Raw genomic sequence first — 22466 nt, forward strand, 5'->3', positions numbered from 1 at the left:
ATCTCTTCTAGAACACGTTATAGAATTCGCGTCCCGAGGGGAAGGGTTCGGGGATTTTGGTCCCGCCATAGGGATTGTCTACCTGCGGGTGCGGCGCGTCTCGACACGAATAAGAACATGTTCTAGTCTCGGTACAAGCGATCAATTCCTGAACAGACGGGAGCGTCCAGTGGGTGACCACGACAGCCACGAGGTACTGCAGCGGATCGACGCTCTGCTGCCCACGCTGCGAGAACGTGCGCAGGAGGCCGAGAATCTGCGCCGGGTGCCCGACGACTCGATCAAGGAGCTCCAGGAGGCCGGCTTCTTCAAACTTCTGCAACCGGCCCAGTGGGGTGGATACGAGGCCGATCCCGTCACCTTCTTCACCGCGGTGCGCAACATCGCGAGCGCGTGCGGCTCGACCGGATGGGTCTCCGGCATCATCGGCGTCCACAACTGGCACCTCGCACTCTTCGACCAGCAGGCCCAGGAAGAGGTCTGGGGCGACGACACCGACGTCCGCATCTCCTCGTCCTACGCGCCCATGGGTGCCGGTGAGGTCGTCGACGGCGGATACAAGGTCAACGGTGCGTGGGCCTGGTCGTCCGGATGCGACCACGCGAGCTGGGTCGTCGTCGGTGGCCCGGTCATCAAGGACGGCCGCCCCGTCGACTTCGGCAGCTTCCTGATCCCTCGTTCCGAGTACGAGATCGACGACGTGTGGCACGTGGTCGGCCTGCGCGGCACCGGATCCAACACGATCAAGGTGAAGGACGTCTTCGTCCCGCGCCACCGCTTCCTCAGCTTCAAGGCCATGAACGACCTCGCCTCGCCCGGGCTCGAGCGCAACACCGCACCCGTCTACAAGATGCCGTGGGGCACCATCCATCCCACGACCATCTCGACGCCCATCGTCGGCATGGCCTACGGCGCGTACGAGGCCCACGTCGAACACCAGGGCAAGCGGGTCCGTGCGGCGTACGCCGGCGAGAAGGCCAAGGACGATCCGTTCGCCAAGGTGCGCATCGCCGAGGCCTCGAGCGACATCGACGCGGCCTGGCGTCAGCTGTCGGGCAACGTCGCCGACGAGTACGCCCACCTCCTCGCCGGCGAGGAGGTTCCGATGGAACTGCGCCTGCGGGCGCGTCGCGACCAGGTCCGCGCGACCGGCCGTGCAATCACGTCGATCGACCGTCTCTTCGAGAACTCGGGTGCCACCGCACTCGCGGACGGCACACCCATCCAGCGTTTCTGGCGCGACGCGCACGCCGGTCGTGTGCACGCCGCCAATGACGCCGAGCGCGCCTACGTGATGTTCGGTGCCGCCGAGTTCGGTCTGCCGATCACCGACACGATGGTCTAGGGGTGGATGTGACCGCAATCGACGAGATCACCTACGAGTCGACCTCCCGTTTCGCACAGGTCCGCGACGACCTTCGCCTGCACTACCACGAGGCCGGCGTCGGCAACGACACCACGATCGTCCTGCTCCACGGCGGTGGCCCGGGCGCGTCGTCGTGGTCGAACTTCGCCAGGAACATTCCGGTGCTGGCACAACGGTTCCACGTGCTCGCCGTCGACCAGCCCGGCTACGGCAGGTCCGACAAGCCGACCGAGCATCCGCAGTACTTCGTGCACAGCGCGTCCGCGCTGAAGGACCTGCTCGACACGCTCGGGATCACCGACCGCGTCCACCTCCTCGGCAACTCGCTCGGTGGTGGTGCCGCCGTGCGGTTCGCGCTCGACTACCCCGAACGCGCAGGGCGACTCGTCCTCATGGGGCCGGGTGGGCTGAGCGTCAACCTGTTCGCACCCGACCCCACCGAGGGCGTCAAGAATCTCGGTCGGTTCTCGTACGAGCCCACCCGCGAAAATCTCGAGGCGTTCCTGCGGATCATGGTGTTCGACCAGTCGCTGATCACCCCCGAGCTCGTCGAGGAGCGGTTCGCGTCGGCGAGCACCCCCGAGTCGCTCGCTGCGGCGAAGGCGATGGGGAAGTCGTTCTCCAGCGCCGAATTCGAGAAGGGGATGCTCTGGCGCGACGCCTACAAACTCCGTCAGCGGGTACTGCTGATCTGGGGTCGCGAGGACCGCGTCAACCCGCTCGACGGTGCACTCGTCGCACTGAAGATGATCCCGCGTGCACAGTTGCACGTGTTCGGTGGATGCGGCCACTGGGCCCAGCTCGAGAAGTTCGACGAATTCAACCGCCTGACAGCGGATTTCCTCACGGACGGAGTCGAATAGATGAGTATCCGGTCGCTGGCATATCTCCGGATCGGCGCCACCGACGTCCCGGCCTGGCGCGAGTACGGACTCAAGGTCCTCGGCATGATCGAGGGCAAGGGCACCCACGCCGACGCGCTGTACCTGCGGATGGACGACTTCCCGGCCCGGCTCGTCATCGAGCCGCACGAATCCGACACGCTGCTCGTCTCGGGCTGGGAGACCGCGAACGCCGCCGATCTCCAGTCGGTTCGCGACAGTCTGTCCGCGGCAGGCGTCCCGTTCAAGGAGGGCACCGCCGAGCAACTCGCCGATCGTCGCGTCGACGAACTGATCGTCTTCCAGGATCCGTCGGGCAACACCCTCGAGGCGTTCCACGGTGCCGCCCTCGAACACCGCCGCGTCGTCAGCCCGTACGGGCACAAGTTCGTCACCGGCGAGCAGGGTCTCGGGCACGTGGTGCTCTCGACCCGCGACGACGAGGAATCGCTGCGCTTCTACCGCGACGTGCTCGGTTTCCGCCTGCGTGATTCGATGCGGATGCCTCCGCAGATGGTCGGCCGGCCCGCCGACGGAAAACCGGCCTGGCTGAGGTTCTTCGGATGCAATCCGCGCCATCACAGCCTCGCCTTCCTGCCCATGCCCACCCCGTCGGGTATCGTGCACCTGATGATCGAGGTGGAGAACTCCGACGACGTCGGTCTCGCCCTCGACCGCGCACTGCGGAAGAAGGTCAAGATGTCGGCGACGCTCGGTCGCCACGTCAACGACAAGATGCTGTCCTTCTACATGAAGACCCCCGGCGGATTCGACGTCGAATTCGGTTGCGAGGGGCTGCAGGTCGAGGACGACGACTGGATCGCCCGTGAATCCACGGCCGTGAGCCTGTGGGGCCACGACTTCTCGGTGGGAATGCAGTAATGACCGCGCCGGAGGCCGGAGAGAACGATGCGATCGACCCACGGGCCTTCCGCACCGTGCTGGGGCAGTTCTGCACCGGCGTCACCGTCATCACCACCACCGAGGACGACGGAACGCCTGTGGGATTCGCGTGCCAGTCGTTCGCAGCGTTGTCGCTCGACCCGCCGCTGGTGTTGTTCTGCCCCACGAAGCAGTCGCGGTCGTGGGCGGCCATCGAACGAGCGGGCCGCTTCTGCGTCAACGTCCTTGCCGAGGAACAGCAGGAGACCTGCGCGCGGTTCGGTTCTCGCGAACCCGACAAGTTCGCCGGACTCGACTGGACGCCGTCCCCGTTGGGCTCACCCGTCCTGACGGGCTCGCTTGCGCACATCGATTGCACGGTCGAGACGGTGCACGACGGGGGAGACCACTGGGTGGTGCTCGGTCGCGTGTCGTCGCTGAGCGAGGTGCGCGACGAGAAGGAACGCCCGCTGCTCTTCTACCGCGGGCAGTACACCGGGATCGAACCGGAGAAGACGACGCCGGCGCCCTGGCGCGACGACCTCGAAGCGTTCCTCACCTCCGTCACGGAGGACACCTGGTTGTAGATCGCAGGACCGTACCGCGCGACACGTGGTACCGCACCACGAAGCCGGGACGACCACATCGATTGTGGTCGTCCCGGCTTCGTGTGTGGATCAGGAACGGTCGGCGCCGGTCGCGTCGTCCGGTTCCTCCTCGTAGTACTCCGTGGTCACGACCCGGCGCACCAGGCGCGGCTTGCGCGGCCGGTCGGCGTCCTCGCCGCCTGCCGTGTCCGTCTTCGCATCGGCCGTGCTCGTGTCGGCCGACGGCGGCGGCGTGAAGTGCGCCGGCCCCGTCGGTCCCGGACCGACGATCTCCTGATCGCTGCCGCTGCCGCTGCCGCTGCCGCTGCCGCTGTCGCTGCCGGGAGCTGCGTGGCGGGCGGTGTCCGCCGCCGAGTCCGCGGTCCCGGACGGTGTGGACGAGTCCGCGGTCCCGGACGGTGTGGACGAGTCCGCGGTCCCGGACGGTGTGGACGGCGTCGACGCGGTATGCCCCGGCATCGAGTGCTCGAGCGATTCGTCCCGCTGGCCCTCGCTCGGCCGGTAGTTGCCGGCGATCTCCTCACGCGCGACGTCGGGCGGTGTCGGTGAGGGCCCGGTTCCCGCCGATGTGGTGGTGCCGTACGTCTCGCCGGTGTGCGGCGTCCCGGTGCCTCCCGGTCCGCCGGCCGCGCCGACGAGGCCACCACCGGCTGCGCTCCGCTCGCCGAGGCCGCTGCGGTCGTCGGTGAACCCGGCCCGATCGTCCGTGAATCCGCCCTGATCGCCGGTGGATCCACCCCCTGCAGGGGTGTCCCCGAACCGGCGGTAGTAGCGGTACAGCTCGTCCTCCTCGAGCGGGGTCAGCTCACCGTTCTCGTCGATGTTCGGGGCGCCGGTGATCGTGTCCTTGTCGAAGGGCAGGCGCACTCCGGTGCTGTCGAGCACGGCTTCGTCGATCGGGGCGAAGTGCCGGCGCGTTCCGAACAGACCCGTGACGACGGTGATCCAGGCGGGTCGGCCCGTGTCGTTGTCCAGGTAGACCTCTCCGACGCGTCCGAGCTTGTCACCGTCCGGCCCGTACGCGGTGGCGCGAGCGAGGGTGTCGATGTCGTCGTTGCTGATCATGATGTCCTCATCCGTGGGCGATGCGGCTTCCTGCTGTGCGGATGCCCTCCGGTGCGAGTGACGAAACGCTGCCGTTACACCGCTCGCCGTTGCGTCGACCATCCCCGCGTGTTATCCATATTGTCAACAATCCGACAACCGGCACGAGGGTTCGCGTCCTCGGCTGTTCGGAGGGATCGTCATGACCCGTCTTTCACCCCGCCTGCTGCAGGCAACGCCCGTCACCGTCGACCACGCCGAGGGGTGCTACATCCACGGCACCGACGGACGTCGGTATCTCGACTTCACCGCCGGCATCGGCGTCACGAGTACCGGCCACTGTCACCCGCACGTCGTCGAGGCCGCCCGCCGGCAGATCGGCTCGCTGATCCACGGGCAGTACACGACCGTGATGCACCGGCCCCTGCTCGAACTCACCGAACGCCTGGGCACGGTGCTCCCCGAAGGACTCGACTCGCTGTTCTTCGCCAATTCGGGCAGCGAGGCAGTCGAGGCGGCGCTGCGTCTGGCCCGCCAGGCGACAGGGCGACCCGGAATCGTCGTCTTCCACGGCGGTTTCCACGGCCGTACCGTCGCCGCCGCCACGATGACCACCTCCGGAACCCGTTTCTCCGCAGGGTTCTCGCCGCTCATGGGCGGTGTACACGTCGCTCCCTTCCCCACGGCCTATCGCTACGGCTGGTCGGAGGAGGAAGCGACCGATTTCGCCCTGCAGGAACTGGACTACCTGTTCGCGACCCTCGTGGCGCCGGACGAGATCGCGGCCTTCGTCGTCGAACCGGTCCTGGGCGAGGGCGGTTACGTCCCCGGCAACACCAGGTTCTTCCAGGGACTGCGGCAGCGGGCCGACGAACACGGCATCCTGCTCGTCTTCGACGAGATCCAGACCGGATTCGGGCGGACCGGAAAGTTCTTCGGGCATCAGCACTTCGACGTGCGACCCGACATCATCACCATCGCCAAGGGCCTCGCGAGCGGTTTCCCGCTGTCGGGTATCGCCGCCTCCGAGGAACTCATGGAACGCGCCCGTCCGGGATCGCAGGGCGGCACGTACGGGGCGAATGCGGTCTCGTGCGCGGCGGCCGTGGCCACTCTCGACGTGATCGAGAAGGAGGGGCTCGTCGACAATGCCGCCGTGCGTGGACGTGAACTGCTCTCCGGCGCACGGGAGAACACGACCGATGCCATCGGTGACGTGCGCGGCCTCGGTCTCATGGTGGGCCTCGAGTTCACCGCGGACGGAGCACCCGACCGGGAACGGGCGACCGCAGCGCAACAACTCGCCGCCCAGAAGGGTTTGCTGCTGTTGACCTGCGGTGCACACATGAACGTGGTGCGCATGATCCCCCCGTTGATCGTCACCGCCCAGCAGATCGAGGACGCGCTCGGGACCTGGTCCGAGGTCCTCGCCGAGGTCCGATAACCCGTCGAACGAGGGAGTCCGCGTGGCCCGATACATCACGATCACTCTCGACAAGCGCGACATCACGTGCAGAGCACGGCTTCTCGAGGACGAGGCGCCGCTCACCTGCGCGGCGGTGTGGGAAGCCCTGCCGCAGAGCGGCTCGGCGTTCCACGCCAAGTACGCCCGTAACGAGCTCTACACCCTCGTCCCGAGGATCACCGCGGCACCGCACCGGGAGAACCCGACGGTGACGCCGATCCCGGGGGATGTGTGCCTGTTCGACTTCGAACCGTGGGAGATCGGTAATCCCGCATACGGTTACGAACCCGGATCGCAGGCTCACGCGCAGCAGGGGGCAACCGACCTCGCGTTGTTCTACGGCCGGAACAATCTGCTGCTCAACGGTGATGTGGGGTGGGTGCCGGGCAACGTCTTCGCGACCATCGAGGAGGGTCTGCCCGAACTCGCCGTTGCGTGCAACGACCTGTGGATACAGGGGGTCGTGGGGGAGACGCTGAGCTTCGCACGCGCATAGACGGTCGTTGCACGGGAAACGGCACCGCGTACTCCGCGCGGTGCCGTTTCCCGTGGCGCTCTTCCCGTCTCAGCTCAACGCGTACTCGGCGAACCGCGCGACGGCGAGCAGCAGGTCGTCCGAGTGCCGCGGCCCGACGATCTGCAGACCCACGGGCAGACCCGCCGCAGTGGTGCCCACGGGGATGCTGATGGCCGGCTGCTGCGTGAGATTGAAAGGATAGGTGAACGGGGTCCACTGCGGCCACGATGTCAGCGACGAACCCGGCGGCACGTCGTGGCCGGCCTCGAAGGCGGGGATCGGCATCGTCGGGGTGATCAGCACGTTGTACTTCTGGTGGAAGATCCCCATCGTGATGCCGACCGCCGCCGCGACCGCCCGGGCCTCGAGATAGTCCACGGCACCGAGTTGTTCGCCGTGGGACCACACGCGTCCGAGGCCGGGATCCACCTTGTCCCGCGTGCCCTCGGGGAAGGTCTTCAACATCGTGGCCGCGCCTGCCGCCCAGAGGTTCTCGAAGGCCTCGAGCGGATCGGTGAAACCGGGATCGGCGGCGGTCACGCGCAGCCCGGCCTCGTCGAGGACGCGGACCGCCCGATCGACGATCTCACCGACCTCGGGGTCCACGTCGACGTAGCCGAGGGTCTTGGAGTAGGCGACGTCCATTCCCACCACCTCGCGGTTGAGGCCGCCGCGGAAGGTCGTCAGGGGCGGCGCGAGGGCAGTCGGGTCCCGGGGGTCGGGCAGCGCGAGGATGTCGGTGAGCAGCGCCGCGTCCTCGACCGTCCGGGTGATCGGCCCGGCGTGCGCGAGCGGCCCGAACGGGCTGGCGGGGAAGATCGGGATCCGGCCGTGGGTGGGCTTGAATCCGACGACGCCGCAGAACGATGCGGGGATGCGGATGCTGCCCCCACCGTCGGTGCCGACGGAGCACGGACCGAAGCCGGCCGCGACCGCCGCCGCGCTGCCTCCGGACGAGCCACCGGCGGTCTTCGTCGTGTCGGCGGGATTCGTGGTCACCCCGTAGAGCGCCGAGTCGGTCACCGCCTTCCACGCGATCTCCGGAGTGGTGGTCTTGCCCAGCAACACCATTCCGTCCTCGCGCAGCCGGGCCGCGACCGGGCTGTCGACGTTCCAGTCCTGGTTCTCGTCGACGGCCTGCGAACCCCGCAGTGTCGGCCATCCGTCGGTGAGGAAGATGTCCTTGATCGAGATGGGGACCCCGTCGAGCAGGCCCTTCGAATAGCCGGTCCGCCACCGCTCCTCGGACCTGCGCGCCTGGTCGAGGGCCTTCTCCTCGTCGACGAGACAGAACGAGTTGATCTCGCGATCGTGCGCCGCGATCCGATCGAGCACGGCCCGCGTCACCTCGACGGGAGACAACTCGCCCGAGGAGAACGCCGACACGAGTTCGACGGCGGTCATGTCTGTGGGCTCCATCGTGCCTCCTTCTCGTCGGACGATGCCGACTCTCACGCGCCGGGCACGTAACCCAGCTTCTTGTCCACCACGTTCCGAAGAGGTTCGCCACTGCGGTGACGGTGGAAATTGTCGACGAAGACGTCCACCAGCGCGTCGCGCCAGCCCACGAAATCCCCCGAATTGTGCGGGGTGATCGAGACGTTCGGCATGTCCCAGAGCGGATGGTCCTCGGGGAGCGGCTCGACGTCGAGCACGTCGAGCGCGGCACCGGCGATCGTTCCCGACCGCAGCGCCTCGACGAGGTCGTCGGTGCGCACGAGTTCGCCGCGCCCCACGTTGACGAAACGCGCCTGCGGTTTCATCGCGGCGAACATCCTGGCGTCGAACAGGTGCCGGGTCTGATCCGTGAGAGGTGCGGCCACGACGACGAAATCGACGTCGGCCAGGGCGGCCGGAAGGTCGGCGGTCGCGGTGACGCGGCCGAGATCGGGGTCGTCGTCGCGAGAGCGCCGGCCCGAGCCCTGGACCGTCATTCCCGCGGCGGAGAGCAGGCGGGCGATCGCGCGACCGATCGGGCCGGTGCCGACGACGAGCACGGAGCGCCCGGCGATGCGTTCGGATTCCCGGTGCTTCCAGATGTGCTCGTGCTGGAGCCGCAGCGATTCGGGGATGTCCTTGGCGAAGGAGAGTATCTGGGCGAGCACGTATTCGGCGATCGCCCCGTCGAAGACTCCGCGGGAGTTGGTGACGACCACGCCGCTGTCGCGCAGCTCGGGGAACATGAGGGCGTCGACCCCGGCCGCAGCGACATGGATCCACTTCAGGGACGCTGCGGCGTGCCAGGCTGCGGGCAGCGCGTCGGTGAGGAAGTCGTACGCGAAGAGGATGTCGGCGCCGTCGAGCGCGTCCGCCAGACCGGCGGCGTCGGTGTAGCGCACCGTGGCGTGTTCGGCCACCGGGGCCATCCACGCACGATCCGGGACGGCTTCGGCATGAAGCACTGCAACGACCGGCTGGGCATCCACGTTGACACCGTATGAGTGCCTCGTATTATTGTCAACAATCCTCAAGGCTGAGGGAAATCTTGACGAAGCCGAGGGACCGTATGGAACTGAACATTCCCGAATTCGAAGGTCCTCTGGCTCAGCGGGGCATCGGTGTGATCGCACCCTTCGATCTCGCCCTGGAACGAGAACTGTGGCGATGGGCGCCGCTCGAGGTCACCCTGCACCTCGCTCGAACCCCCTACGAGCCGGTGCCGGTCAGCCGCGCCATGGCCGAGCTGGTGTCCGACCGGCGGCACCTGATGGTCGCGACCCGCGACGTGCTGTCGGTGGAACCGGAAGTCGTTGCCTATCTGTGTACGTCGGGCAGTTTCGTCAACGGGGTGGCCTACGAGAAGGCCCTGTGCGACGCGATCTGCGAGGCGGGCGCATCGTGCGCGGTCACGACCTCCGGAGCGCTGCTCGAAGCCCTCCACAAACTCGACCTCACCCGCATCTCGGTGATCACCCCCTACGACCGGGAACTCACCGACCTGCTGCACGACTTCCTGAAGGAGGCCGGAACCGAGGTCGTCCGGTCGTCACATCTCGGGCTCGGCGGCGGCATCTGGAAGGTCAACTACCGCACCATCGCCGAACACATCATCGGGGCCGACACCCCGGACGCACAGGCGATCTTCGTCAGTTGCACCAACCTGCCGACCTACGACCTGATCGCGCCGCTCGAACGGGAACTCGGCAAGCCGGTCCTCACGGCCAACCAGCTCACCATCTGGGCGTGCCTGGGACGGATGAAGCTGCCCATGACCGGACCGGGGAAGTGGTTGAGAGGAGTGTTCTGAATGCATCGTGACCGCACGACCGTCGGGATCGTCTACCCGGATCATGCCGCAGAGGACGACTACCCGTTCGCCGCCGAACTCCTGGGGGTGAATCTGCCCGTCGCCCACATCTACGGAACAGATCTGCACGCCGTTCCCGAACTCCTCGACCTCGGGAGCCCGGCCAAGCTCGCCGGGGGAGCGGCGCAGTTCGCGGACGAGCCCCTCGACGCCCTTGTGTGGGCGTGCACGTCGGGCAGCTTCGTGTACGGACCCGAGGGGGCACGCACCCAGGTCGAGCAGCTCTCCCGGGAGGCGGGAGGCGTGCCCACGACGAGCACGAGCATCGCGTTCGTCGCCGCACTTCGGGCGCTCGGAGTCGGCCGGGTGGCCGTGGCGGCGAGTTATCCGCGGGACGTCGCCGAACTGTTCGTCGCCTTCCTAGCGGACGCCGGTGTCGACGTCGTCTCGCTCGCCGACGCCGGCATCGACACCGCCGCCGAGGTCGGCACCCTGACCGACGAGGCCGTCCTCGAATTCGTGAGGACCAACGGTCATCCCGACGCACAGGCGGTCCTCGTCCCCGACACCGCGATGCACACGCTGCGGATCATGCGGGAACTCGGGAAGGAGACCGGCAAGCCGGTGCTGACCGCCAACCAGGTCACCGTGTGGCACGGCCTGGAACTCGCCGGATATACAGTGGAATGCCCGGAGCTGGGCTCACTGTTCGAGGAGGATACCGATCATGGTGCTCGGTGATCTGGAAGATCTACGTCCTGTCACCCGGCCGTCCACGGCCGAGCTCATCGCCGAACAGATCCGGTCGGCCATCGTCCGGGGTGCGCTCGGTCCCGGCGAACAACTGGGGGAGGCCGAACTCGCGGCGCACTTCCAGGTCTCCCGGGGCCCGCTGCGAGAAGCCATGCAGCGGTTGCTGTCCGAAGGTCTGCTCTACAGCATCCGCAATCGGGGCATCTTCGTCACCGAGCTCACCTTCGACGACGTCGTCGACATCTACCGCAGCCGCTGGGTCATCGAGGGCGGTGCCCTCGACCTGGTGCTGGACGGCCGTCGCGAACAGACGTGGAAGGCCCTCGAACCGGCGATCGAGGAGATGCGCACCGCCGCCGAACGCGAGGACGCCACCGGTGTCTCGGACGGCGACCGACGTTTCCACGAGATCCTCGTGGCCAGTGCCGACAGTCCGCGGCTCGTGCGGGCGGCCCGCACGCTGCTCGTCGAGACGCGGATGTGCCTCGGCGCCTTGCAGACCACCTATCCCGACCTGCACGTGCAGGTGGACGAGCACGTCGTGCTGCGGGAGGCGATCCGCACCGCCGACCGGGAGGAGGTGCGGCGTCTGCTCGACGAGCACCTGCACGACACGGTCACCCGGCTCCGCGAGCGTCAGAACGTCGACGGCGTGATCGCGTCCGGCTGATACCGCTCAGCCGGGCGGGGTGAACGACGACAGGGCCGTTGCGGCGATGTAGTCGGCGGCGTCCTCCGCCGACAACCGTCCTGCCGCGACTTCGGTTGCGGCACAATGGACCAGGCTGTGCAGGACCGACGCCAGCCAGGACGACGCCAGGTCGGTGCGGAACGCCCCTTCGGCGCGACCGCGCTCGATGAGGGCGGTCGCGCGGGCGAGCAGGCCGTCGTGTGCGGCGCGGACGTCCTCGGCGGGAAGTGCTTGTTCGGCGGCGGCGAGCAGTGCCCCCGCGTCGGCGGTCAGCGACCACGAACCCGCGATGAGGCGGTGCAGGGCGTCGCGGGGGTCGCCCGTGAGGTCGATCCGGTCCATGGTCTCCTCCGCCTCGGCGAGCGCGCGCTGCACCACGGCGGTGACGAGTTCTGCGCGCGTGGGGAAGTGGCCGTAGAGCGTGACACGTCCGACGCCGGCGGCCTTGGCGATCTCCCCGATGCTCGCATCGGGATCACGACCCAGTGCGATGCGCGCGGCGTGGAGGATCGCCTCGATGTTCCGCTCGGCGTCCGCACGTTTCCTGGTTCGAAGCGATTCGGGACGGCGGGATGTCTCGTGGGTGGTCACGGATCCTCCTCTTGTCGAACACTGATGTTCAGGTTACGCTGATCACCAACTCGAACGTCTCTGTTCAACTTAGGCGGATCCTCATGACGAGCTCCGGCATCACCACCCTTCCCATCGATCGACCTGCGACCGGCATCGACCCGAAGGCGCTGCTACGAGGGGTGCTGCGCCGGTGGCCGAGCCTCGTCGCAGTCGCCCTCGCCGCGTTCGTCCTTGCGGACGGGGGCACCGACTTCCCGGCGATCCTCACCGGCGCGGCACTCGTCTATCTCGGTGCCGCCGTACTGGGCCGTCGCAGCGCGGCCTGGCCGCTGTTCCTCGGCGCCGTCGCGCTGATCGGCATCGGCAAGGTCGCCGTCGTCGCGTTCGGGGTACCGGTCGAGATCACCGTGGTGATGGTCGCGCTCGGTGCCGCCGGCGCCGTCTACGGACTCGCGCGCACCCCGGCCGGCCGGGCGATGCTCGTCGGGCCGTCGGCCGTGGCCATGCTGGGTTTCGGTGCCGTCGCGGTGGCCGCGGTGACGGTCACCCCCGTCCCGGCGGGCGTGATCGTCGGGCTCGGACTGCTCGGTCACGCCGCGTGGGACTACGTTCATTTCCGCCGGAACACCGTGGTCGCCCGCTCGCTCGCGGAGTTCTGCGGTGTGCTCGACACCCTGCTGGGTGTCGCGGTGATCGTCCTCGCCGTCTCGGGCGCGCTCTCCTGAGTCCAGGAGAGTCTCAGACGACGGTCGCGTTGCCGAAGATCATCCGCAGATCGGCGATCGACGACGAGGTCAGTGCGCGTCGGGGCAGACCGAGCGACCGCAGTTCGTCGGCGATCGGATGCGTCCCCAACCGTAGGGTCGCGCCGCCGAACCGGGTGCGCACGCCGCTCGGATTCATCTTCCAGGTCGTGCAGCGGGTGACGTCGTCGATGTGCGAGTAGGCGGCGAGCGAGGCTGCAAGGCCGTTGCCCGGCACCGGAAATCCGGGCGCCACCGCCAGTTCGGCGATCAGCACTCCGTCGGCGGAGACCGAACCGCGCTTGGTGCTGCTGTCGTGGTCGGCGTCGAAGTCGGCGAGGGTCTTCGGGAAACCCCAAATGCCGCGTCCCGCCGCAAGAGTGAAGTCGCCGTCGACGGGCAGATGGTGGATGAGCGCACCGGCCTGCCCGCCGACCAGGCTCCGCCAGTCGCCGACGATGCCGTCGCCGCGGTTGTGATGGTTGCGGACGAGGAAGCACACCCCGAACTCGTTGTACGGGCCGAGGTCCCCGTCGACGTAGTCCACGAAGACGAGCGTGCAGATCCCGTGGCCCGGGCGGTACTGCAGGATCTCGAGCCCGGTGCGGGCGACGAGTTCCTGCGCGGGGCGCACGGGAACCGAGAACATCCCCAGGAACGCCGTGGCCGTTCGGACCTGCACGGGCATGGTGACCGGCTTGCCCAGCACCACATGCGTCGTCGTCTCGCTCATCGCTGCCTTCCGGAAGTCGGACGTGCGTACCCCGACAATGAGAACACGTTCCAGTTCCGGGGGGAAGGGACTAGGAAGGAGCGCCGATGTTCATCTCGTCGGGATGCGCGCCCACCCGCGTGCCGTCGTCGAGCGTGTCGAGTTCGCTGAGGTCGAGCTCGTCGAGTTCGAAGTCGAAGACGTCGATGTTCTGGGAGATGCGCTGCTCGTGCACCGACTTCGGGATGACGATCAGCCCGTTCTGCAGATGCCAGCGGATCAGCACCTGCGCGGCCGACTTGCTGTGACGATCGGCGATGCGGGTGACGATCGGGTCGACGAGCAGGGTGTTCGGCTTCGAGTTCGGACCCCACCCCGAGTTGCTCGTGCCACCGAGCGGGCTCCACGACTCGACGGCGATGCCGTGCTCGGACGCGAACCGGCGGATCTCCTGCTGCGGCAGGTGCGGATGCAACTCCACCTGATCCACCGCAGGCAACAACCCGCCACGATCGACGAGCAACTGCAGGTGGTGCGGTTCGAAGTTGCACACCCCGACCGCCTTCGCGCGCCCGGACTCGGCGATCTTCTCGAGGGCGTCCCAGGTGCGCAGGATCCGTTCGCGGTCCTGCAGCGGCCAGTGGATCAGGTAGAGGTCGACGTACTCGGTGCCCAGCTTCTTCAGGCTCGTGTCGAATGCCTTCAGTGCCGGCTCGTAACCCTGATCGGCGTTCCACAGCTTGGTGGTGACGAAGATGTCCTCGCGCGGCACCGACGACGCGGTGAGTGCGCGGCCGACGCCTTCCTCGTTGCCGTAGGCCGCGGCCGTGTCGATGTGCCGGTAACCGGCCTCGTCGATCGCGTATCGGACCGCGTGTTCGGTCTCGTCGTTGGTGGCCTGCCAGACTCCCAGGCCCAGCTGCGGGATCGTCGTTCCGGAATTCAGCGTGATCGTGGGAGGTGTCATCTCTCCGACGTTAGCGAGCCGCCGCGGCGGGCGCGAGTGATCCCGGACGATCGGGTGCTCTCCGGCCCGCGGGCTCCGAGGACGGGTGTCGAGTTCATCCGCCGGACGCCGGGGGACGGCAGGCGAGCAGTGCCGCCCACGTATCGACCTCCCGTCGGCCCGTCAGCCGCACGACCGGCAGATCGAGACGTTGTGCGAGCGCGGTGAGGACGCGGTCGCGGTACCCACCGTGGGTGCGCGGTGAACTCCTCGACGTCCCCGCCACGAGGACGCGGCGGGGACGCACGGGGAGTGGAACCGAGGAATCGAGGAGGCGCATCACCGATCTTTCGCAGGGATCGCCGCCGACGATATTGCTCAGGCCGATATTGCGCTCAGGTACTCGCGCGGTTGCCCGAACAACTGGGCGCTGCCGTGCGCCCGCTTGAAGAACAACTGCGCGTCGTGCTCCCAGGTGATCGCGATCCCGCCGTGCAGCTGCACGGCCTCCGACGCGACCTGTTGGAAGGCTTCCGAACAGTAGATCTTCGCGGCGTACGCGTCCTGCGGATCCTGCGACAACGCAGCCGCATACGACATCGATCGCGCCGTCTCCACGAGCGCGTACATGTCGGCCATGCGGTGCTTGAGCGCCTGGAACGACCCGATTGCGCGACCGAACTGCTTGCGGTTCTTCGCGTAGTCGACGGTCAGGTCGAGCACCGCTTGCGCGGCACCCACCTGCTCGGCCGACAGGGCGATCGCCGCGGACGCCCGCAACCGGTCGACGAGATCGTCGGACGATGACAGGCGACGACCGGTCACCGCCGAGAACGACACCTCCGCGAGGGAACGCGTGGGATCCATCGTGGGCACGCGGCGCCGCGACACCCCGTCGGTCTCCGGATCGACCTCGAACAGACCGACCGTGTCACCGTCGGCGGCGAGCACGAGCAGGGTGGACGCGATGTCGCCGCCGAGCACGTAGTGCGCGGTTCCGGTCAGCACGTTGCCCTCGGCGCTCACGCCGGGACGCTGCCAGCCGGTGGCCGACGCCCAGCACACCGCGACGACCTCGCCGGCCGCGATGCCGGGGAGCAGACGCGCCGCCGCGTCGGCATCACCGGACAGCAGCACGGTCTGCGCCGCGAGCACCGCCGACCCCAGGAACGGCGACGGGGTGAGCGTGCGGCCGAGTTCCTCGAGCACCACGTGGGCCTCGACCCACGAGGCGCCCACACCGTCGTACTCCTCCGGAACGGCGAGGGCTGCGACCCCGACCTGCTCGACGAGCATCGTCCACAGTTCGTCGTCGTACCCGCTGCCGGTCGTGATCGCCCGCCGGACGGCAGCCGAATCGGAGTGCTTGGCGAGCAGGGTACGCACCGAGTCCCGCAGTGCGGCACGATCTTCCGTCTCGAACGTCATGACGCCTCGCTCTCGAGTGCCGCGACCACGCGTGCCCGGTGCTCGTCGGGGGTGCCCCACGCGGTGACGAGCGCGCGGACCTTCGTGATCCACAGCGACAGATCGTATTCCTGGGTGTAGCCGATCGCGCCGTGCACCTGCAGTGCCGTGCGCGCGGCGAGATAGGCGGCGTCGCCGCACGCGACCTTGGCCGCCGAGACGTCCCGGGACGCGGTGGACAGCTCGTCGCGGACGGCGATGGCCGCACCGTGCAGCAGCGGACGTGCCATCTCCAGCGCGACCGCCACCTCGGCGAGATGGTGCTTGACCGCCTGGAAGGAGCCGATCGCGCGGCCGAACTGCCTGCGCTGCTGCGCGTACTCGACGGTGGTGTCGAGCAGAGTCCGGCCCAGGCCTTGGAGCTGAGCTGCAGACGCGAGGACACCGATGTCGAAAGCCGCAGCGGTATCTGTGGATCCGAGCGACTCGCCGACGGTGATCGAGGCGAGCGTGCGCGACCGGTCGACCGACTCGCGCGTGTCCCCGGCGGTGCCCATCGAGACGGTGCCGTCGGCGACGTGCAGCGCGAGGTCGGCGACGTGCGCGTCGACCGCGTACGGCGCGTGGGGGAGCATCGCGACGGTGGCGAGCGATCCGGCGGCAAGCGGGCCGAGACGCTCGGGTGCCACGGCGGCGAGCAGAACCGGTGCCACCGCGACGGTTTCGACCACCGGACCGGGCACAGCGTGGCGACCGAGCTGTTCGACGGCGACGACGAGATCGACCGCGTCGGCCCCGAGGCCGTCGTGCTCCTCGGCAACGAGCAGACCGTTGACGCCGGTCTCGGCCAGTCGCTCCCACACCTGCAGACCCGGTGCCGTGTCGCCGCTGTTCCACGCACGGATCACCTGCGGCATATCCGACTTGGTGAGCAGGGCGTCGATACTGGACGCGAAGTCCTCATGGGACTCGTCGAGTGCGAATCTCATCGATCACCCCTCGGAAGGCCGAGCAGCCGCTCGGCAATGACGTTCTTCTGGATTTCGTTGGTACCGGCGTAGATCGGGCCCGACAGCGAGAACAGGTAACCGTCGGTCCAGCCGTCGACGAGTTCGGCGTCCACACCCTGCAGGTCGAGCGCCGTCTCATGCGCGGCGATGTCCCACTCGGACCAGAACACCTTGTTGATCGACGATTCGGCGCCGAGCTGTCCGCCCGCGGTCAGGCGCGTGACGGTCGCCCAGGTCGACAGCTCGTAGGCGCGCGCCCCGATCCACGCGTCGGCGACGCGGTTGCGCAGCGCGGTGTCGCCGTGGAGATCGGACTCGCCGTAGGCGCGCAGCAGCCGGTCGGTGGCCGCCAGGAATCGGCCCGGCGCACGCAGCGACAGACCGCGCTCGTTGGAGGCGGTGCTCATCGCGACCCGCCATCCTTCGTTCACCGCACCGATCACACCGGACTCACCGGGACGCTCCGGGTCGTCGGGGACGAAGACGTCCTCGAGGAAGATCTCTGCGAAGCCCGGCTCACCGTCGAGCTGCGGGATCGGTCGCACGGTGACGCCCTCGGCCCGCAGGTCGAACATGAAGTAGGTGATGCCCTTGTGCCGCTGGGCCTCCGGGTCGGAGCGAAACAGACCGAAACCCATGTCGGCATAGGACGCCCGCGAGCTCCAGGTCTTCTGGCCGTTGAGCAGCCAGCCGCCGTCGACTTTCGTGGCGGTCGAGCGCAGCGACGCGAGGTCGGAGCCGGACTCGGGTTCCGACCAGGCCTGGGCCCAGATGTCGTCGGCCCGGGCCATGCGCGGCATGATGCGGGCGAGCTGTTCGGGGTGGGCATGCTCGAACAGGGTGGGGGCGAGCAGGAAGATGCCGTTCTGGCTCACCCGGCCGGGCGCACCGGCGCGGTAGTACTCCTCCTCGAACACGACCCACTGCTCGAGGGTCGCGTCGCGGCCGCCGAGTTCCTCGGGCCAGGAGACGACCGACAGGCGTGCATCGGCGAGGGTCCGTTCCCACTGCCGGTGTTCCTCGAAGCCCTCGGCCGTGTCCATCGACTCGAGCGGCGTCGTGGGGACGTTCTCGGCGAGGAAGGCGCGTACCTCGTCGCGGAACGCGAGGGTGGCGTCGTCGAGCTGCAGATCCACTACTTCGCTCCTTCCACCGGACGAGCGCTCGCGGCCATCGACTTGGCGTTCATGCCGCCGAGCGAGTCGGCGCCGACCTCGGCGTTGTGCGCGTGCGCGAAGTGGTGCAGGCCGAAGACCGAGTCCATGCCGTTGCGCATGCCCATCTGGTCCTCGCACTGGTTGACGGCGCGCTTGGTGAGCGCGAGCCCGAAGCGGGGCATCTCCGCGATGCGGGCGGCGAGGGCGAGGGTCTCGTTCTCGAGTTCCTCACGCGGCACGACGCGGCTGACCATGCCCACCTCGTAGGCGCGCTGGGCACTGAAACGATCACCGGTGTAGAGGATCTCCTTCGCGAAGCGCGTTCCGAGGATCCACGGGTGCGCGAAGTACTCGACACCCGGGATGCCCATGCGGACTACGGGATCGGAGAAGAAGGCATCCTCGGACGCGACGATCAGGTCGCACACCCACGCCAGCATGAGACCACCGGCGATGCAGGCGCCCTGCACCGACGCGATGGTGGGCTTGGGGATCTCGCGCCAGCGGCGGCACATCCCCAGGTAGACCTCCATCTCACGGGCGTAGCGCTGGTCGCCGCCGGGCTTGTCGACGTGATCCCACCACATCACGGCCTTGTTGTCGTAGTGGACGTGGTGGTCGCGGCCCGGGGTGCCCAGATCGTGGCCGGCGGAGAAGTGCTTGCCGTTGCCGGCCAGCACGATCACCTTGACCTCGTCGTCCTCGACGGCCCTCTCGAAGGCGGCGTCGAGCGCGTAGGTCATGACCGAGTTCTGGGCGTTGCGGTAATCGGGTCGGTTGAGAGTGACGATCGCGACGCCGTCGCGCACCTCGTAGGTGACGACATCGGGCTCGAACGGGACGGTCATGACTTCTCCTCACGCAGAACGTTCTTCAGTACCTTGCCGGACGGGTTTCGGGGCAGCGCATCGATGAACCGAACCGATCGCGGCGCTTTGAAGTTGGCGAGTTTCTCTCGGGCGTACGTGATCACGTCGTCCTCGGTGAGCGGATGTCCGTCCAGCGGGACCACGAACGCCCGGCCGACCTCACCCATGCGCTCGTCGGGGACACCGATCACCCCGACCTCGTGTACTCCCGGCAGGCGCAGCAGTGCCGCTTCGACCTCCGCCGGGTAGACGTTGAATCCGCCGCTGATGTACATGTCCTTGAGACGATCGGTGATGTCGAGATAGCCGCGTTCGTCGACGGTCCCGACATCGCCGGTGTGCAGCCACCCGTCCTCGTCGATCGTCTCGGCCGTGGCCTCGGGATCGTCGAGATAACCGAGCATGACGTTCGGGCCGCGCAGCAGGATCTCGCCCTTGTCGCCGATGCGCACCTCGAACTCCGCGGTGGCGCGTCCGGACGAGGTGGAGACGGTGACGGGATCGTCGTCGGTGCGGCACATCGTCGCGACGACCGCCTCGGTCTGCCCGTAGGCGGTGAGCACCGCGTCGAAGCTCAGTTCGTTCTGCATGCGCTCGACGAGGGAGACGGGCACGGGTGCGGCGCCGGTGACGGCGATGCGCAGGTTGCTCAGGTCGTACTCGCCGCGCCGCGGGTGGTCGAGGATGGACTGGTAGATCGTCGGGGCGCCCGGGAGGACGCTGATGCGCTCGGCCGCGACCATCGCCATGACCTTCTCTACGTCGAAGGTCGCGAGGGGGATGACGGTGGAGCCCTCGAGCAGTGCGGCGACGAAGCCGGCCTTGTACCCGAAGCTGTGGAAGAACGGGTTGATGATCAGGTAGTTGTCGTCGATCGTCAGTTCGGCGCACTCAGCCCACGCCTGCGCGACACCGATGCACTGACGGTGGGCGCTGAGCACGCCCTTGCTGCGGCCGGTCGTGCCCGAGGTGAACAGGATGTCGGAGACGTCGTCGGGGGTCACGGCCGCGGCGCGCGCGTCGGCCTCGGTGCGGGCGGCGTCGGTGGCGGAGGACAGGAAGTCCGCCCACTCGACGACCCCGTCGATCGGCGCGTCGTTCCCGCCCAGCGGGACCCGCACGGTCGTCGGGATCGACAGTTCCGGAGCGGCCTTGCACAGTTCGGTGTAGCGGTCGGTACCGAGGAAGTCGCCGACCACGACGAGGGCCTCGGGGCGGACGCGCTCGACGACGTCGGCGGCCTCGTTTCCGGTGTAGCGGGTGTTGAGGGGCACGACGACCCCGCCGGCCCAATGTGTACCCAGGGCAGCGATCACCCAGTGGAACGTGTTGGGCGACCAGATGACGACGCGCGCACCGCGTTCGACGCCGCGGGAGACGAGCGCCGCGGCGACATCGCGGACGTGGTCGCGCAGTTGTGCGAAGGTCAGCCGGGTGTCGCCATCGGCGATCGCGAGCAGGTCCGGCCAGGTGTCGGCGGCACGTACGAGTGCGGCCGGAGTGGTTCTCGGTCGTGTGTTCACAGAGCTCCCTACCTAGCAATTGCTTGGTAGGTTATCGTACGGATGTGCACGAGAGCGAGAGCCAGGAAAATGCGGAGTTCGCAGCCACCGTCCGACAGTGGCTCGAAGACAACCTGACCGGCGAATTCGCCGAGCTCAGAGGCAAGGGCGGACCCGGAAGCGAACACGAGTTCTTCGAACAGCGACTCGCGTGGGACCGGCATCTGGCCGCTGCCCGATGGACCTGCATCGGCTGGCCCACCGAGTACGGCGGGCGCGGCGCGAGCATGGATCAGCGCGTGATCTTCCACGAGGAGTACGCGAAGGCGAACGCGCCCGCGCGCGTCAACCACCTCGGTGAGGAACTGCTCGGCCCCACCCTCATCGCGTTCGGGACCGAGGAACAGAAGCAGCGCTTCCTGCCCGGGATCCGTAACGTCACCGAACTGTGGGCGCAGGGCTACTCGGAACCGGGAGCCGGCTCCGACCTCGCCAACGTCTCCACCACCGCCCGCCTCGAGGGCGACAAGTGGGTGATCAACGGTCAGAAGGTCTGGACGTCGCTCGCACACGTCGCACAATGGGCCTTCGTCGTCGCGCGGACGGAACCCGGTTCGACCCGCCATCACGGCCTGAGCTTCCTGCTCGTGCCCCTCGACCAGCCCGGCGTCACGGTGCGGCCCATTCAGCAGCTCACGGGCACCTCCGAGTTCAACGAGGTCTTCTTCGACGACGCCGTCACCGACGCCGACCTCGTCGTCGGTGCCCCCGGCGACGGGTGGAAGGTCGCGATGGGTCTGCTCACCTTCGAACGCGGCGTCTCCACCCTCGGGCAGCAGATCGGCTTCGCCCGCGAACTCGACGGCATCGTCTCCGTCGCCGAGAGCAACGGTGCGATCGACGATCCGCACCTCCGCGAACGCATCGCCCGCGCGCGGATCGAACTGCGGGTCATGCGTGCCCACGCCCTGCGCACCCTCGGCGACGCCGACCCGGGTCAGGCCTCGGTCGCGAAACTGCTGTGGGCGAACTGGCATCGCGACCTGGGGCAACTCGCCATGGACGTGCAGGGATCGTCATCGCTCGTCGGCCCCGATCACGACCATGCCGGAAATCCCTCCGACATCACCGATCCCGAACATCTCGAGCTCGCGGAATGGCAGCGGCTGTTCCTGTTCACCCGCGCCGACACCATCTACGGCGGATCCAACGAGATCCAGCGCAACATCATCGCCGAGCGCGTGCTCGGCCTTCCCCGGGAGGCACGTCCGTGACCGCAACACCCCGTCCCGCATCCCCGCTCGCGACCCCGCCGGTCGAGACCCCCGGCCACGGACTGCTCCGCGACAAGAAGGTCGTGGTCACCGCCGCCGCCGGTACCGGCATCGGATTCGCCACCGCGCGTCGCGCGCTGATCGAGGGCGCCGACGTGCTCGTCTCCGACTTCCACGAGCGCCGGCTCGGCGAGTCCGCGGAGAAGCTCGCGGCCGAGTTCCCCGAACAGCAGGTCGCGACGATCGTGTGCGACGTGTCGTCCACCGAACAGGTCGACGCCCTCATCACCGGCGCCGCCGACCGGCTAGGGCGCATCGACGTGCTCGTCAACAACGCTGGACTCGGTGGCGAGACGCCCGTCGTCGAGATGACCGACGAGGAATGGGATCGCGTCCTCGACATCACCCTCACCAGCACCTTCCGCGCGACCCGCGCGGCACTGCGCTACTTCCGCTCGGTCGACCACAACGGCGTGCTCGTCAACAACGCGTCGGTACTCGGCTGGCGCGCCCAGCACTCGCAGGCGCACTACGCGGCGGCGAAGGCCGGCGTCATGGCCCTGACCCGCTGCTCCGCGATCGAGGCCGCCGAATACGGCGTGCGCATCAACGCCGTCGCCCCGTCCATCGCCCGACACCCCTTCCTCGCGAAGGTCACCAGCGAGGAACTGCTCGACAACCTCGCCGCCGGTGAGGCCTACGGCCGCGCCGCCGAGGTCTGGGAGGTCGCGGCGACCATCGCGATGCTCGCGAGCGACTACACGACCTATCTGACCGGCGAGGTCGTGTCGGTCTCCTCCCAGCGCGCATGAACCCGCT

24 protein-coding genes are annotated in these 22466 nt (G+C 68.2%); 12 read left to right on the forward strand and 12 right to left on the reverse strand.

Annotation, left to right across the window (positions count from 1 at the left end):
• The first annotated feature begins 169 nt into the window (after positions 1-169).
• From hsaA to hsaB, 4 genes are read left to right on the forward strand one after another with little or no spacing between them, the layout of a single operon-like run.
• Positions 170-1345, forward strand: coding sequence for a 3-hydroxy-9,10-secoandrosta-1,3,5(10)-triene-9,17-dione monooxygenase oxygenase subunit (gene hsaA, locus NVV99_RS04890; protein WP_006550450.1), 1176 nt, complete (start codon positions 170-172; stop codon positions 1343-1345).
• An 8-nt stretch (positions 1346-1353) separates the two neighbouring features.
• Positions 1354-2229: a 4,5:9,10-diseco-3-hydroxy-5,9,17-trioxoandrosta-1(10),2-diene-4-oate hydrolase gene (gene hsaD, locus NVV99_RS04895; protein WP_006550449.1), complete on the forward strand. Its 876-nt coding sequence runs from the start codon at positions 1354-1356 to the stop codon at positions 2227-2229.
• A complete protein-coding gene (hsaC, locus tag NVV99_RS04900; protein WP_019290158.1) occupies positions 2230-3129 on the forward strand; it encodes an iron-dependent extradiol dioxygenase HsaC in 900 nt (299 codons plus the stop codon).
• The gene (hsaB, locus tag NVV99_RS04905) at positions 3129-3716 is read left to right on the forward strand and encodes a 3-hydroxy-9,10-secoandrosta-1,3,5(10)-triene-9,17-dione monooxygenase reductase subunit (RefSeq protein ID WP_024102881.1); all 588 of its coding nucleotides are present in this window, start codon (positions 3129-3131) and stop codon (positions 3714-3716) included. The genes hsaC and hsaB overlap by 1 nt, the downstream gene beginning before the upstream one ends.
• A 90-nt stretch (positions 3717-3806) precedes the next feature.
• On the opposite strand, the gene NVV99_RS04910 is transcribed toward hsaB, so the two are convergent.
• The gene (locus tag NVV99_RS04910; protein WP_024102882.1) at positions 3807-4802 is read right to left on the reverse strand and encodes a PRC-barrel domain-containing protein; all 996 of its coding nucleotides are present in this window, start codon (positions 4800-4802) and stop codon (positions 3807-3809) included.
• A gap of 181 nt (positions 4803-4983) precedes the next feature.
• On the opposite strand from NVV99_RS04910, the gene NVV99_RS04915 reads away from it, so the two are divergent.
• On the forward strand, positions 4984-6225 hold the full coding sequence (locus NVV99_RS04915; protein ID WP_024102883.1) for an aspartate aminotransferase family protein: 1242 nt from the start codon (positions 4984-4986) through the stop codon (positions 6223-6225).
• Between the two features lie 22 nt (positions 6226-6247).
• The gene (locus NVV99_RS04920; RefSeq protein ID WP_024102884.1) at positions 6248-6742 is read left to right on the forward strand and encodes a DUF3830 family protein; all 495 of its coding nucleotides are present in this window, start codon (positions 6248-6250) and stop codon (positions 6740-6742) included.
• Positions 6743-6811: 69 nt separating this feature from the next.
• On the opposite strand, the gene NVV99_RS04925 is transcribed toward NVV99_RS04920, so the two are convergent.
• Positions 6812-8182, reverse strand: coding sequence for an amidase (locus tag NVV99_RS04925; RefSeq protein ID WP_024102885.1), 1371 nt, complete (start codon positions 8180-8182; stop codon positions 6812-6814).
• A 32-nt stretch (positions 8183-8214) separates the two neighbouring features.
• Entirely contained in the window at positions 8215-9189 is a 975-nt protein-coding gene (locus NVV99_RS04930) for a D-2-hydroxyacid dehydrogenase (protein ID WP_024102886.1), read from the reverse strand.
• 80 nt (positions 9190-9269) lie between these two features.
• Here NVV99_RS04930 and NVV99_RS04935 point away from each other — a divergent pair, with 80 nt between their 5' ends.
• From NVV99_RS04935 to NVV99_RS04945, 3 genes are read left to right on the forward strand one after another with little or no spacing between them, the layout of a single operon-like run.
• A complete protein-coding gene (locus tag NVV99_RS04935) occupies positions 9270-10010 on the forward strand; it encodes an Asp/Glu/hydantoin racemase (protein ID WP_024102887.1) in 741 nt (246 codons plus the stop codon).
• Positions 10011-10751: a maleate cis-trans isomerase gene (locus NVV99_RS04940; protein WP_024102888.1), complete on the forward strand. Its 741-nt coding sequence runs from the start codon at positions 10011-10013 to the stop codon at positions 10749-10751.
• Positions 10738-11433, forward strand: a complete 696-nt coding sequence (locus NVV99_RS04945; RefSeq protein ID WP_006550439.1) for a GntR family transcriptional regulator — start codon at positions 10738-10740, stop codon at positions 11431-11433. The genes NVV99_RS04940 and NVV99_RS04945 overlap by 14 nt, the downstream gene beginning before the upstream one ends.
• A 6-nt stretch (positions 11434-11439) precedes the next feature.
• On the opposite strand, the gene NVV99_RS04950 is transcribed toward NVV99_RS04945, so the two are convergent.
• Complete coding sequence (locus tag NVV99_RS04950; RefSeq protein WP_024102889.1) at positions 11440-12045, reverse strand: TetR/AcrR family transcriptional regulator; 606 nt, start codon at positions 12043-12045, stop codon at positions 11440-11442.
• An 83-nt stretch (positions 12046-12128) separates the two neighbouring features.
• Between NVV99_RS04950 and NVV99_RS04955 the strand changes: the two genes are divergently transcribed.
• Positions 12129-12752 carry a hypothetical protein gene (locus tag NVV99_RS04955; RefSeq protein WP_041803546.1) on the forward strand — a complete coding sequence of 208 codons (624 nt, stop codon included), beginning with the start codon at positions 12129-12131 and terminating at the stop codon, positions 12750-12752.
• A gap of 13 nt (positions 12753-12765) precedes the next feature.
• On the opposite strand, the gene NVV99_RS04960 is transcribed toward NVV99_RS04955, so the two are convergent.
• The 8 genes from NVV99_RS04960 to NVV99_RS04995 form a co-directional block, all read right to left on the reverse strand.
• Positions 12766-13503 (reverse strand): acetoacetate decarboxylase family protein, encoded by a 738-nt coding sequence (locus NVV99_RS04960; protein ID WP_024102891.1) that lies wholly within the window; start codon positions 13501-13503, stop codon positions 12766-12768.
• A 70-nt stretch (positions 13504-13573) separates the two neighbouring features.
• Positions 13574-14449, reverse strand: a complete 876-nt coding sequence (locus NVV99_RS04965; protein ID WP_024102892.1) for an aldo/keto reductase — start codon at positions 14447-14449, stop codon at positions 13574-13576.
• A gap of 94 nt (positions 14450-14543) precedes the next feature.
• On the reverse strand, positions 14544-14768 hold the full coding sequence (locus NVV99_RS04970; RefSeq protein WP_024102893.1) for a hypothetical protein: 225 nt from the start codon (positions 14766-14768) through the stop codon (positions 14544-14546).
• A 38-nt stretch (positions 14769-14806) separates the two neighbouring features.
• Entirely contained in the window at positions 14807-15856 is a 1050-nt protein-coding gene (locus tag NVV99_RS04975; RefSeq protein WP_006550434.1) for an acyl-CoA dehydrogenase family protein, read from the reverse strand.
• Entirely contained in the window at positions 15853-16824 is a 972-nt protein-coding gene (locus NVV99_RS04980) for an acyl-CoA dehydrogenase family protein (RefSeq protein ID WP_024102894.1), read from the reverse strand. The genes NVV99_RS04975 and NVV99_RS04980 overlap by 4 nt, the downstream gene beginning before the upstream one ends.
• Positions 16821-17981: an acyl-CoA dehydrogenase family protein gene (locus NVV99_RS04985; protein ID WP_024102895.1), complete on the reverse strand. Its 1161-nt coding sequence runs from the start codon at positions 17979-17981 to the stop codon at positions 16821-16823. Before NVV99_RS04985 ends, NVV99_RS04980 begins: the two co-directional genes overlap by 4 nt.
• Complete coding sequence (locus tag NVV99_RS04990; protein ID WP_019290144.1) at positions 17981-18850, reverse strand: enoyl-CoA hydratase; 870 nt, start codon at positions 18848-18850, stop codon at positions 17981-17983. The genes NVV99_RS04985 and NVV99_RS04990 overlap by 1 nt, the downstream gene beginning before the upstream one ends.
• The gene (locus NVV99_RS04995; protein WP_024102896.1) at positions 18847-20394 is read right to left on the reverse strand and encodes a FadD3 family acyl-CoA ligase; all 1548 of its coding nucleotides are present in this window, start codon (positions 20392-20394) and stop codon (positions 18847-18849) included. Before NVV99_RS04995 ends, NVV99_RS04990 begins: the two co-directional genes overlap by 4 nt.
• Before the next feature lie 44 nt (positions 20395-20438).
• Here NVV99_RS04995 and NVV99_RS05000 point away from each other — a divergent pair, with 44 nt between their 5' ends.
• Together NVV99_RS05000 and NVV99_RS05005 are read left to right on the forward strand one after the other, a co-directional pair.
• Positions 20439-21647 (forward strand): acyl-CoA dehydrogenase family protein, encoded by a 1209-nt coding sequence (locus NVV99_RS05000; protein WP_024102897.1) that lies wholly within the window; start codon positions 20439-20441, stop codon positions 21645-21647.
• A complete protein-coding gene (locus NVV99_RS05005; RefSeq protein ID WP_024102898.1) occupies positions 21644-22459 on the forward strand; it encodes an SDR family oxidoreductase in 816 nt (271 codons plus the stop codon). The genes NVV99_RS05000 and NVV99_RS05005 overlap by 4 nt, the downstream gene beginning before the upstream one ends.
• Positions 22460-22466: the final 7 nt, after the last annotated feature.

It is taken from the genome of Rhodococcus sp. PAE-6 (assembly GCF_025290685.1).
Classification (GTDB): Bacteria; Actinomycetota; Actinomycetes; order Mycobacteriales; family Mycobacteriaceae; genus Rhodococcus; species Rhodococcus pyridinivorans.